Annotated in this window: 11 protein-coding genes; all 11 read left to right on the top strand. The window is 64.5% G+C overall.

Translation table 11 applies throughout. The features are described 5' to 3' along the window. Nucleotides 1–30 precede the first annotated feature (30 nt). The 11 genes from F3J43_RS18870 to F3J43_RS18820 all read left to right on the top strand — a co-directional run bounded on the left by F3J43_RS18870 (nucleotide 31) and on the right by F3J43_RS18820 (nucleotide 12319). Nucleotides 31–891, top strand: a complete 861-nt coding sequence (locus F3J43_RS18870) for an NAD(P)H-hydrate dehydratase (protein WP_166890156.1) — start codon at nucleotides 31–33, stop codon at nucleotides 889–891. Beyond that, a complete protein-coding gene (gene tsaE, locus F3J43_RS18865) occupies nucleotides 879–1352 on the top strand; it encodes a tRNA (adenosine(37)-N6)-threonylcarbamoyltransferase complex ATPase subunit type 1 TsaE (protein ID WP_166890152.1) in 474 nt (157 codons plus the stop codon). Before F3J43_RS18870 ends, tsaE begins: the two co-directional genes overlap by 13 nt. Then, nucleotides 1353–2795: an N-acetylmuramoyl-L-alanine amidase gene (locus tag F3J43_RS18860; RefSeq protein WP_353618251.1), complete on the top strand. Its 1443-nt coding sequence runs from the start codon at nucleotides 1353–1355 to the stop codon at nucleotides 2793–2795. Beyond that, nucleotides 2792–4693 (top strand): DNA mismatch repair endonuclease MutL, encoded by a 1902-nt coding sequence (gene mutL / locus F3J43_RS18855; RefSeq protein ID WP_166890127.1) that lies wholly within the window; start codon nucleotides 2792–2794, stop codon nucleotides 4691–4693. Before F3J43_RS18860 ends, mutL begins: the two co-directional genes overlap by 4 nt. Before the next feature lies 1 nt (nucleotide 4694). Continuing rightward, the gene (miaA, locus tag F3J43_RS18850; protein ID WP_166890124.1) at nucleotides 4695–5666 is read left to right on the top strand and encodes a tRNA (adenosine(37)-N6)-dimethylallyltransferase MiaA; all 972 of its coding nucleotides are present in this window, start codon (nucleotides 4695–4697) and stop codon (nucleotides 5664–5666) included. Between the two features lie 92 nt (nucleotides 5667–5758). Further along, nucleotides 5759–6019 carry an RNA chaperone Hfq gene (gene hfq, locus F3J43_RS18845; RefSeq protein WP_029612777.1) on the top strand — a complete coding sequence of 87 codons (261 nt, stop codon included), beginning with the start codon at nucleotides 5759–5761 and terminating at the stop codon, nucleotides 6017–6019. An 18-nt stretch (nucleotides 6020–6037) separates the two neighbouring features. Next, nucleotides 6038–7339, top strand: a complete 1302-nt coding sequence (hflX, locus tag F3J43_RS18840; protein WP_166890120.1) for a ribosome rescue GTPase HflX — start codon at nucleotides 6038–6040, stop codon at nucleotides 7337–7339. 96 nt (nucleotides 7340–7435) lie between these two features. After that, nucleotides 7436–8620 carry an FtsH protease activity modulator HflK gene (hflK, locus tag F3J43_RS18835; protein WP_166890117.1) on the top strand — a complete coding sequence of 395 codons (1185 nt, stop codon included), beginning with the start codon at nucleotides 7436–7438 and terminating at the stop codon, nucleotides 8618–8620. After that, on the top strand, nucleotides 8620–9489 hold the full coding sequence (gene hflC / locus F3J43_RS18830) for a protease modulator HflC (RefSeq protein WP_166890114.1): 870 nt from the start codon (nucleotides 8620–8622) through the stop codon (nucleotides 9487–9489). Before hflK ends, hflC begins: the two co-directional genes overlap by 1 nt. Before the next feature lie 294 nt (nucleotides 9490–9783). Continuing rightward, a complete protein-coding gene (locus F3J43_RS18825) occupies nucleotides 9784–10971 on the top strand; it encodes an ATP phosphoribosyltransferase regulatory subunit (RefSeq protein WP_166890110.1) in 1188 nt (395 codons plus the stop codon). 55 nt (nucleotides 10972–11026) lie between these two features. Then, on the top strand, nucleotides 11027–12319 hold the full coding sequence (locus F3J43_RS18820) for an adenylosuccinate synthase (protein ID WP_166890107.1): 1293 nt from the start codon (nucleotides 11027–11029) through the stop codon (nucleotides 12317–12319). The last annotated feature ends 143 nt before the right edge of the window (nucleotides 12320–12462 follow it).

Genomic DNA, 12462 nt, shown 5'->3' with positions numbered 1-12462 from the left:
ATTCTGCCAGACATCGGAGCCTTTGACCCCATGCCTCAGACCAAACACCCTCATAGCGCCCCGCAAACCCTCAGCAGCCTCACCCTGGCAAGCCTGCCATCACGCCCGGAGAATGCCCACAAGGGGGACTTCGGCCATGTGCTGGTGGTCGGTGGTGACCTGGGAACCGGTGGCGCGGTGCTGCTCGGTGGCGAGGCGGCGCTGCGCTGCGGTGCCGGCCTGGTCAGCGTGGCGACCCGCCCCGAGCATGTCAGCGCCGGGCTGGCCCGCCTGCCCGAGGTGATGTGGCTGGGTGTGAGCTCGGCCAACCAGCTCATGGGGCCGCTCGAACGCGCCTCGGTGCTGGTGGTCGGCCCCGGCCTGGGTCAGGCAGCCTGGGGATGCAGCTTGCTGTCGGCGGTGGCCAATACGCACGTGCCACAGGTGTGGGATGCCGATGCACTCAACCTGCTGGCGCGCACGCCATTGGCCTTGCCCAGCGGCAGCATCCTCACCCCGCATCCCGGTGAGGCTGCGCGCCTGCTGGGCATATCCACCGAGGCCGTGCAGGCCGACCGGCCTGGCGCGGCGCGTAAATTGGCACGTCGCCATGCCAGTGTTTGCGTGCTCAAGGGGGCCGGCACTCTGGTGGCCGGCCCTGGCGGGCAACTGGCGCTGTGTGAGCGTGGCCACCCGGCCATGGCCGGGGCGGGCCTGGGCGATGTGCTCAGCGGCGTGCTGGCGGCCTTGCTGGCCCAGGGGCTGGAGGCGTGGCAGGCGGCCTGCCTGGGGGTATGGCTGCATGCCTGCGCGGGCGAGCGTCTGGGAATAAAAGGCAGAGGTCTGGCGGCCAGCGATCTGGTCCCGGTCATTAGAGAATTGTTGGAGGAGCATTCAGCGTGTCAGGCATAACCCTGTTTCTGGCCGACGAGCCAGCCACCGTCGCCTTTGGCGCGAAGCTGGCCGAAGTGACCAAAGGTCATGGCGTGATCTTTCTCGAAGGCGACCTGGGCGCCGGCAAGACCACCCTGTCCCGTGGCCTGATCCGTGGCCTGGGACATGAAGGGGCGGTGAAAAGTCCGACATTTACCGTCGTGGAACCCTATGAAATCGGCGAAATCCGCGCTTTTCACTTCGACCTTTATCGTTTGGTCGACCCGGAGGAGCTGGAGTTCATGGGCATTCGCGACTACTTCGAGGGCGATCCCCTCTGCCTGTTCGAGTGGCCCGATAAAGGCGCGGGCGTTTTGCCAAAGCCCGACCTGACCATTACCATAAGCCCGCACGCGGGCGGACGCTCGCTGAACCTGTCGCCGCAGGGGGCACGCGGCGAATCCTGGTGTGCCGTTCTGGCCGAAGAATTCAAACAGTAAGTGGGGAAAGGTATGCGCATACGCGCACTGGTCGCCGTCGTTGGGCTGCTGCTGACCGCGGTGGCCGTTGACGCTCTGGCCGTCACTCAAGTCAAGAGCATGCGTCTGTGGCGCGCTCCGGACAACACGCGGCTGGTCTTCGACCTGTCCGGGCCTGTGCAGCACAGCGTCTTCACCCTGACCGCGCCCGATCGCCTGGTGATTGACATCAACGGCGCCACCCTCGGTGCGCCGTTGAACGTCTCCACCTCGAACACGCCGATCACCAGCGTGCGTTCGGCACAGCGTACCCCCACTGACCTGCGCGTGGTGATCGACCTGAAGAAGGCCGTCTCGCCGAAGAGCTTCACCCTGGCGCCGAATGCCCAGTACGGCAATCGCCTGGTGGTCGATCTGTACGACCAGGAAGCCGACGCCATCGCCGCCAGCAACCCGACCCCGCCCCCGACGCCACAGCCGCCGGCCACTACCCCGGCGGTGCCGGTGACGCCAGCGCAGCCAGCCATCAAGCTGCCTCCGGCGCCAGCCGGCAAACGTGACATCGTGATCGCCATCGACGCCGGTCACGGCGGCGAGGACCCAGGTGCTTCTGGGTCGCGCGGCCAGCACGAGAAAGACATCGTGCTGGAAATCGCCAGGGAGCTGCAGCGCCAGATCAATACCGAGAAGGGGTATCGCGCCGAGCTGACCCGTACCGGCGACTATTTCATCCCGCTGCGCAAGCGTACCGAGATCGCTCGCAAGAAAGGCGCCGACCTGTTCGTCTCGATCCACGCCGATGCCGCGCCGTCCAAGGCCGCCTTTGGCGCCTCGGTGTTCGCCCTGTCCGACCGTGGTGCGACATCCGAGACCGCGCGCTGGCTGGCCGATACGGAGAACCGCTCCGACCTGATCGGTGGTGCCGGCAACGTCAGCCTCGACGACAAGGACCGCATGCTCGCCGGTGTGCTGCTCGATCTGTCGATGACCGCCACCCTCAGCTCCAGCCTCAACGTCGGGCAGAAGGTGCTGGGCAACATGGGCCGGGTCACGCCGTTGCACAAGCAGCGTGTGGAGCAGGCCGGGTTCATGGTGCTGAAGTCGCCGGACATCCCGTCGATCCTGGTGGAAACCGGGTTCATCTCCAACGCCAACGAGGCCGCCAAGCTGGCCACCAGGAGCCACCAGCAGGCCCTGGCCCGTTCGATCCACAGCGGCGTGCGCCAGTTCTTCCAGCAGAACCCGCCGCCGGGCACCTACATCGCCTGGCTGCGTGACAGCGGCAAGATCGCCCAGGGCCCGCGTGAACACACCGTGCGCCCGGGCGAGACGCTGGCGATGATCGCCGTGCGTTACCAGGTCAGCGTCGCCAGCCTGCGCAACAGCAACAACCTGAAGACCGATGAGCTGAAGGTCGGCCAGCACCTCGATATCCCGACCACCGCCCTGGCGTCCCAGCAATGAGTGGTGGTTCGCGCATCCAACTGCTCAGCCCGCGCCTGGCCAACCAGATCGCCGCCGGCGAGGTGGTCGAGCGCCCGGCTTCGGTGGCCAAGGAACTGCTGGAGAACAGCCTGGACTCCGGGGCCCGGCGTATCGAGGTCGAAGTCGAGCAGGGTGGCGTGAAGCTGTTGCGGGTACGCGACAACGGTAGCGGTATCGCCCCCGACGACCTGCCGCTGGCCCTGGCGCGTCACGCCACCAGCAAGATTCGTGAACTGGAAGACCTCGAGGGCGTGCTCAGCCTGGGCTTTCGCGGAGAGGCCCTGGCCTCGATCAGCTCGGTGGCCCGGCTCACCCTGACCTCGCGTACTGCCGATGCCAGCGAAGCCTGGCAGGTGGAGACCGAGGGCCGCGACATGCTTCCACGGGTGCAGCCCGCAGCGCATCCGGTCGGGACCTCGGTCGAGGTGCGTGACCTGTTCTTCAACACACCGGCCCGACGCAAGTTCCTCAAGGCCGAGAAGACCGAATTCGACCACCTGCAGGAAGTGATCCGGCGCCTGGCGCTGGCGCGTTTCGACGTTGGCTTTCACTTGCGCCACAACGGCAAGACCATCTTCAGCCTGCACGAGGCGGCTGACGAGATGGCGCGGGCGCGGCGTGTCGGCACGATCTGTGGCCCGGGGTTCCTCGAGCAGGCACTGCCGATCGACGTCGAGCGCAATGGTCTGCGGTTGTGGGGCTGGGTCGGATTGCCGACTTTCTCCCGCAGCCAGGCCGACCTGCAGTACTTCTTCGTCAACGGCCGCGCGGTGCGCGACAAGCTGGTCGCCCACGCCGTGCGCCAAGCCTACCGCGATGTGCTGTTCAATGGTCGTCACCCGACCTTCGTGCTGTTCCTCGAACTCGACCCGACCGGTGTCGACGTCAACGTGCACCCGACCAAGCACGAGGTGCGCTTTCGTGAAGGGCGCATGGTCCATGACTTCCTCTATGGCACTCTGCACCGCGCCCTTGCCGACGTGCGCCCGGAAGACCAGCTTCCCGCGCCAGCTGCGGCGGCCGAGATGGTTCGTCCGAGCGGGTTGCAGGTCGGTGAATTCGGTCCCCAGGGGGAGATGCGCCTGGCATCGCCAGTGCTCGAACAGCCCCAGGGCGAGCAACGCGGGGCGTTTTCCTCGAATGGCTCGGGCGCAGGCTACCAGTACCAATACACGCCGCGGCCGTCGCAGCCGCTGAACACCGGCGAGGCCCAGGCGGCCTATCGCGAGTTCTATGCGCCGCTGGACAACACCGCGGCGGCGCCGAGTGCCCTGCCGGAGAGCCAGGGCGACATCCCGCCACTGGGCTATGCCCTGGCCCAGCTCAAGGGCATCTACATCCTCGCCGAGAACGCGGCAGGCCTGGTGTTGGTGGATATGCACGCCGCCCATGAACGGATCATGTACGAGCGGCTCAAGGTGGCGATGGCCAGCGAGGGCCTGAGCGGCCAGCCGCTGCTGGTGCCCGAGTCGCTGGCGCTGAGCCAGCGCGAGGCGGACTGTGCCGAGGAGCACGCCCAGTGGTTCCAGCGCCTGGGCTTCGAGCTGCAGCGCCTGGGGCCGGAAACCCTGGCGATCCGCCAGATTCCGGCGCTGCTCAAGCAGGCCGAGGCCAACCGCCTGGTGCAGGATGTGCTCGCCGACCTGATGGAGTACGGCACCAGCGACCGGATCCAGGCGCACCTGAACGAACTGCTCGGTACCATGGCCTGCCACGGCGCTGTGCGCGCCAACCGGCGCCTGGCCATCCCGGAAATGAACGCGCTGCTGCGCGACATGGAGAACACCGAGCGTAGCGGCCAGTGCAACCATGGCCGTCCGACCTGGACCCAGATGGGCCTGGACGACCTCGACAAGCTGTTCCTGCGGGGGCGATGAAATGAGTGGCAAACCCCCGGCGATATTCCTCATGGGCCCGACTGCGGCCGGCAAGACCGACCTGGCCATCGAGCTGACCAAGGTGCTGCCTTGCGAGCTGATCAGCGTCGATTCGGCATTGGTTTATCGCGGTATGGACATCGGCACCGCCAAACCGTCGAAAGAGATCCTGGCGGCCCATCCGCATCGCCTGATCGATATTCTCGATCCGGCCGAGAGCTATTCGGCCAAGCAATTCTGCAGCGACGCGCTAGCCGCCATGGCCGAGATCACTGCGCGGGGCAACATCCCGTTGCTGGTTGGCGGCACCATGCTTTATTACAAGGCCCTGATCGAGGGGCTGGCGGACATGCCGCCGGCCGATGCGACCGTGCGCGCCGAGCTCGAGGCGCAAGCCGCCGAGCTCGGCCTGGCGGAACTGCATCGGCAGTTGGCCGAGGTCGACCCGGAGTCGGCGCTGCGCATCCATCCGAATGACCCGCAACGACTGATTCGTGCGCTTGAAGTGTACCGAGTCAGTGGTGAGAGCATGACCGCCCACCGCCAGCGTCAATTCGCTGAAAGTCGCGGCGCAGACGCAGGCGAGAACGGGCATTTGCCCTATACTGTCGCCAGCCTGGCGATAGCGCCTACAGATCGTCACATTTTGCATGAGCGAATTGCGCTACGATTTTCGCAGATGCTGGAACAGGGCTTCGTCGACGAGGTCCGATCGCTGCGAGCCAGAAGTGACTTGCACGCAGGACTGCCGTCTATACGGGCAGTGGGATATCGGCAGGTCTGGGATCATCTCGATGGCTTGCTGAGTGAGAATGAGATGCGTGAACGCGGTATCATCGCCACGCGTCAACTGGCCAAGCGGCAATTCACCTGGCTGCGCGGTTGGCATGACGTGCACTGGCTGGATAGCCTGGCCTGCGACAATCTGTCCCGCACCTTGAAATACCTGGGGACCGTCTCCATATTGAGCTGAGTCCCTGCCTATTGCCGTCTATTCTTGCGAAAGGCGGCATGAATTACTGAATTTCTTGATTTCTACTATTGATCCTTACAGGAGTGCGGCATATGTCAAAAGGGCATTCGCTACAAGACCCTTACTTGAACACCTTGAGAAAAGAGAAAGTCCCGGTTTCGATCTATCTGGTCAACGGGATCAAGCTGCAGGGGCAGATCGAATCCTTCGACCAGTTCGTCGTGCTGCTGAAGAACACCGTCAGCCAGATGGTCTACAAGCACGCTATCTCGACTGTCGTACCTGCCCGTCCGGTCCGTCTGCCTAGCCCGTCCGATTCCGAACACGGCGACAGCGAGCCAGGCAACGCTTGAGTAAAGTAGGAGCCTGCATTGTTCTTTGAGCGCCACGGTGGTGGTGAGCGAGCGCTGCTCGTTCACTTGGAAGGTCAGAACCCTGAGGCGCGCGAAGACCCGCAGGAGTTTCAGGAGCTGGCGCTGTCGGCCGGAGCCGATATCGTTTCGCTGGTCACAGTGGCGCGGCATCAGCCTACCGCCAAGTTTCTGATCGGCAGCGGCAAGGTCGAGGAATTGCGCGATCTGGTCCGGTCTGCCGAAGCTGACCTGGTGATTTTCAATCACACCCTCACGCCCAGCCAGGAACGCAACCTCGAGCGCGTCTTCGAGTGTCGCGTGCTGGATCGCACCGGGCTGATCCTCGATATCTTCGCCCAACGGGCGCGTACCCATGAAGGCAAGCTGCAGGTCGAACTGGCCCAGCTCGAGCACATGAGCACGCGGCTGGTGCGCGGCTGGACCCACCTGGAGCGACAGAAAGGTGGTATCGGCCTGCGCGGTCCGGGCGAGACCCAGCTGGAAACCGACCGTCGTCTGCTGCGGGTGCGCCTGCGTCAGATCAAGGCGCGCCTTGAGAAGGTACGCAGCCAGCGCGAACAGGCCCGTCGCGGGCGCAAGCGCGCGGACATCCCTTCGGTATCGCTGGTGGGCTACACCAACGCCGGCAAGTCGACCCTGTTCAACGCCCTGACCGAGTCCGAGGTGTATGCCGCGGACCAGCTGTTCGCCACGCTCGACCCGACCCTGCGCCGGCTTGAACTGGCCGACCTGGGGCCGATCGTGCTGGCCGACACCGTGGGCTTCATTCGCCACCTGCCGCACAAGCTGGTCGAGGCATTTCGGGCTACGCTCGAGGAGTCGAGCAACTCCGATCTGTTGCTGCACGTGATCGACGCCCATGAGCCCGAGCGCATGGAACAGATCGAGCAGGTGCTGGCGGTGCTGGGAGAGATCGGTGCCGAAAGCTTGCCGATCCTCGAGGTCTATAACAAACTCGACCTGCTCGAGGATGTCGAGCCGCAGATCCAGCGCGATGCCGATGGCAAGCCGCAGCGGGTCTGGGTCTCGGCACGCGATGGGCGGGGCCTGGAGTTGATCGGCCAGGCGATTGCCGAATTGCTGGGGGATGACCTGTATGTCGGCACCCTGTGCCTGGAGCAGCGATTTGCCCGCCTGCGCGCGCAATTCTTCGCCCTGGGGGCCGTGCGGCATGAAGAACACGACGAGGAAGGGCGCAGCCTGTTGAGCGTACGCCTGCCCAGGGTCGAGCTGAATCGCCTGGTCAGTCGCGAAGGCATGGAGCCGCAAGTGTTTGTCGAGCAACACACTTTGCAATAAATGCTCGTCGAGGTCGCCGGGCAGCAGTGACAGGCATTCTGTAGCATTGGACGGCGCGCCGTGGGCGCGTCTTTGCTTTATCAGATGGAGAGCGCTATGGCTTGGAACGAGCCGGGTGGCAACTCGAACAACCAGGATCCCTGGGGTGGTCGTCGCGGTGGCGGCGGCGGCGGTGGCGACAAGAAAGGTCCACCGGATCTCGACGAGGCCTTCCGCAAGCTGCAGGACAGCCTGAACGGCATGTTCGGCAGTGGCAAGAAACGTGGCGGTGGCGGCGGTGACCGCAACATCGGCAAGGGTGGCGGCTTCGGCTTGCTGGGCATTGGCCTGGCGGCGCTGGCGGCGATCTGGCTGTACAACGCCGTCTACGTGGTCGACGAGCAGGAGCAGGCCGTGGTGCTGCGCTTCGGCAAGTACTACGAGACCGTGGGTCCCGGCCTGAATATCTATTTCCCGCCGATCGACCGCAAGTACATGGAAAACGTGACCCGCGAGCGGGCCTACACCAAGCAGGGGCAGATGCTCACCGAGGACGAGAACATCGTCGAGGTGCCACTGACCGTGCAATACCGCATCAGCAACCTGCAGGACTTCGTGCTCAACGTCGACCAGCCGGAAGTCAGCCTGCAACATGCCACCGACAGCGCCCTGCGCCACGTGGTGGGCTCCACTTCGATGGACCAGGTGCTGACCGAAGGCCGTGAGCAGATGGCCGTGGATATCCGCGAGCGTCTGCAGCGTTTCCTCGACAACTATCGCACCGGTATCACGGTCACCCAGGTCAACGTGCAGAGCGCGGCAGCCCCGCGTGAAGTGCAGGAAGCCTTCGATGACGTGATCCGCGCCCGTGAAGACGAGCAGCGTGCGCGCAACCAGGCCGAGTCCTACGCCAATGGCGTGGTGCCGGAAGCCCGTGGCCAGGCGCAGCGCATCATCGAGGACGCCAACGGCTACCGCGATGAAGTCATCGCCCGCGCCAAGGGTGAGGCCGACCGCTTCACCAAGCTGGTCGCCGAGTATCGCAAGGCACCCGAGGTCACGCGTCAGCGTCTGTACCTGGATACCATGCAAGAGGTGTACAGCAATACCAGCAAGGTCCTGGTGACCGCCAAGGATGGGCAGAACAACCTGCTCTACCTGCCGCTGGACAAGATGGTCGAAGGCAGCCGCAACACGACTGCAGCCCCGGTCAGCAGCGTTTCGCCGTCGGTCAATGACGCCGCTTCGCGCACCCAGGACCTGCAACCACAACCGCCGCTGCGTTCCAGGGAGAGCCGCTGATGAGCAATAAATCGCTGTTCGCCCTGATCGGCGCCGTGGTGCTGGCGATTGTCGCCTGGAACTGCTTCTACATCGTTTCGCAGACCGAACGTGCGGTATTGCTGCAGTTCGGTCGCGTGGTCAAGGCCGATGTCCAGCCTGGCCTGCATGTGAAGGTGCCGTACGTCAACCAGGTGCGCAAGTTCGATGCCCGGCTGATGACCCTCGACGCTCCGACCCAGCGTTTCCTGACGCTGGAGAAGAAGGCGGTGATGGTCGATGCCTATGCCAAGTGGCGGGTGAAGGATGCCGAGCGCTTCTACACCGCGACTTCGGGCATGAAGCAGATCGCCGACGAGCGTCTGTCGCGTCGTCTGGAAAGCGGTCTGCGTGACCAGTTCGGTAAGCGCACCCTGCATGAAGTGGTTTCCGGTGAGCGTGACGCGCTGATGGCCGACATCACCGCTTCGCTGAACCGCATGGCCAGCAAGGAGCTGGGCATCGAGGTGGTCGACGTGCGCGTCAAGGCCATCGACTTGCCCAAGGAAGTCAACCGCAGCGTGTTCGACCGCATGAGCACCGAGCGTGAGCGCGAAGCGCGCGAGCACCGTGCCAAGGGTAACGAGCTGGCCGAAGGTATTCGCGCCGACGCCGACCGTCAGCGCCGCGTACTGCTGGCCGAGGCTTATCGTGAAGCCGAGGAGACCCGTGGTGATGGTGATGCCCAGGCGGCCGCCATCTACTCCAAGGCCTACACTCAGGACGCTGATTTCTATGCGTTCTACCGTAGCCTGCGAGCCTACCGCGAAAGCTTCTCCAGCAAGAGCGACGTGCTGGTCCTGGATCCGAAGAACGAGTTCTTCCGTTTCCTGGACAAGAGCAAGCCCTGAGGGCGCTCTCATGACGGATACGCCCCGCCCGGCAGCTAAAATGCCGGGCGGGGTGCATCCTGAATGAAAAGGGGTGTATGATGAGTCAGCCGGGAAATTCCCGGCTTTTTTGCGTCTGCAAGGTCGATCGCTCAGCGGCAAGTTGACGGTCTGGCCGGCGCGCATGGCAATTCGAGGGTATTGGGTACGGTGGTTGCGCTGGGATCAGTGCTGCCCGCTATTGTGCGCCAATGCCTGCTTTACTCACGGCTCGCCGGATTGGCAGGCCGCCCGGACCAGAGGGGAAATGGCGTAATGGCAACGGTAGACCGCTGGCTGCTGCCAGATGGCATCGAGGAAGTACTGCCACCTGAGGCGGCGCGCATCGAGATCGCGCGGCGTCAGGTGTTGGACCTGTTCCAGAGTTGGGGTTACGAACTGGTCGTCACCCCGCATATCGAGTACCTGGAGTCGCTGCTCACCGGCGCCGGCCAGGACCTGGACCAGCGTACCTTCAAGGTGGTCGACCCGCAGTCTGGCCGCCTGATGGGCTTCCGTGCCGACTTCACCCCGCAGGTCGCGCGCATCGACGCGCACACCCTGCGTCGTGAAGGCCCGAGCCGCCTGTGCTACGCCGGCAGTGTGCTGCATGCCCAGCCGCGTGCCCTGTCCACTTCGCGCAGCCCGATCCAGCTGGGCGCCGAGCTGTACGGCGATGCCAGCCCGACCAGCGATGTCGAAGTCATCAGCCTGATGCTCGCCACGCTGCAACTGACTGACGTGGCCGATGTACACATGGACCTAGGTCATGTCGGCATCTATCGTGGCCTGGCCCGTGCCGCCAACCTGTCCGGGGCGGTCGAGCAGCAGCTGTTCGATGCCTTGCAGCGCAAGGCCATCGACGAAGTGCAGGCGCTGACCGCCGACCTGCCGAAGGATCTGGGCAACATGCTGCGTGCCCTGTGCGAGCTGTGTGGTGGCCGTGAAGTGCTGGCCGAGGCCCGCGTGCGCCTGGGACGTGCTCCGGCCAGCGTGCTGGCGGCGCTGGACGACCTGTTGGCGATCGCCGATCGCCTGGCCGCGCGCTACCCGGACCTGCCGCTGTACTTCGACCTCGGCGAGCTGCGTGGCTACCACTATCACACGGGGGTGGTGTTCGCCGTGTTCGTGCCTGGCGTCGGTCAATCGATCGCCCAGGGCGGACGCTACGATGACATCGGCGCCGATTTCGGCCGGGCACGCCCGGCCACTGGATTCTCCACGGATTTGAAGACCCTGGTCACACTGGGGCGAGCGGAGGTCGTATTGCCTGCCGGCGGCATCTGGATGCCCGACAGCAGCGATGCGGCCCTCTGGCAGCAAGTCTGCCAGTTGCGCAACGAGGGCCAGCGCGTGGTCCAGGCTTTGCCTGGCCAACCGCTGAGTGCTGCTCTCGAGGCGGATTGTGATCGGCAATTGATTCAGCAAGACGGGCGCTGGCAGGTTCTGCCGCTGACCCATTGAGATTCTTCGCCGGCAGTGGGCCGGCACCAAGTTTGCGTGAATGAGGACAAATGTAATGGGTAAGAATGTCGTCGTCCTGGGCACCCAGTGGGGTGATGAGGGCAAAGGCAAGATCGTCGATCTGCTGACCGAACATGCTGCCGCCGTCGTGCGCTACCAAGGTGGCCACAACGCGGGTCACACCCTGGTGATCAACGGTGAGAAGACCGTTCTGCACCTGATTCCGTCCGGTATCCTGCGTGAAGGCGTGCAGTGCCTGATCGGCAACGGCGTGGTCGTTGCCCCGGATGCGCTGATGCGTGAAATCACCAAGCTGGAAGAGAAGGGCGTACCGGTGCGCGAGCGCCTGCGTATCAGCCCGGCGGCTCCGCTGATCCTGTCGTACCACGTTGCGCTGGACCAGGCGCGTGAAAAAGCCCGTGGCGAAGCCAAGATCGGCACTACCGGCCGCGGTATCGGCCCAGCTTACGAAGACAAGGTCGCGCGTCGCGGCCTGCGCGTCGGTGACCTGTTCCACCGCGAGCGCTTCGCCGCCAAGCTCGGCGAGCTGCTGGACTACCACAACTTCCAGCTGGTCAATTACTACAAAGAGCCGGCCATCGACTTCCAGCAGACCCTGGACGAGTGCATGGCTTACGCCGAGCAACTCAAGCCGATGATGCTCGACGTCACCGCCGAGCTGCACAACCTGCGTCGCGCCGGCAAGGACATCATGTTCGAAGGCGCCCAGGGCTCGCTGCTGGACATCGACCACGGTACCTACCCGTACGTCACCAGCTCCAACACCACCGCCGGCGGCATCTCCACCGGTTCCGGCGTTGGCCCGATGTACCTGGACTACATCCTCGGCATCACCAAGGCCTACACCACCCGTGTCGGTTCCGGTCCGTTCCCGACCGAACTGTTCGACGAGACCGGCGCCACCTTGGCCAAGCGTGGCCACGAGTTCGGCTCGACCACCGGTCGTGCCCGCCGTTGCGGCTGGTTCGATGCCGTGATCCTGCGTCGCGCCATCGACGTCAACAGCATCTCGGGCATCTGCCTGACCAAGCTGGACGTGCTGGACGGCCTGGAAACCATCAACATCTGCGTTGGCTACAAGGACGAGCACGGTGCGGTCATCGAAGCACCGACCGATGCCGACAGCTACATCGGCCTGCAGCCGGTGTACGAAGAGCTGCCAGGCTGGAGCGAGTCGACCCTGGGCGCCAAGACCCTGGAAGAACTGCCGGCCAATGCGCGTGCCTACATCACTCGCATCGAGCAACTGATCGGCGCGCCGATCGACATCATTTCGACCGGCCCGGACCGCAACGAGACCATCGTGCTACGTCACCCGTTCGCCTGATCGGCTGCCTCGGTAGTTGATTCGACGCCGCGCCCCCGCAAGGAGGCGCGGCGTTTTCATGTGCGCTGCCCGTTCTCGCGCATGCGCCGCGCATAAATGCCTTTATCCTCTCTGCCCTTTGGCGTTTATACCTGCTGTCTCAG

The organism is Pantoea sp. Cy-639 (assembly GCF_011752525.1).
Taxonomy (GTDB): domain Bacteria; phylum Pseudomonadota; class Gammaproteobacteria; order Pseudomonadales; family Pseudomonadaceae; genus Aquipseudomonas.
Note: the sequence above shows the minus strand (reverse complement) of the source record. Positions and strands in the feature narration are given on the sequence as shown.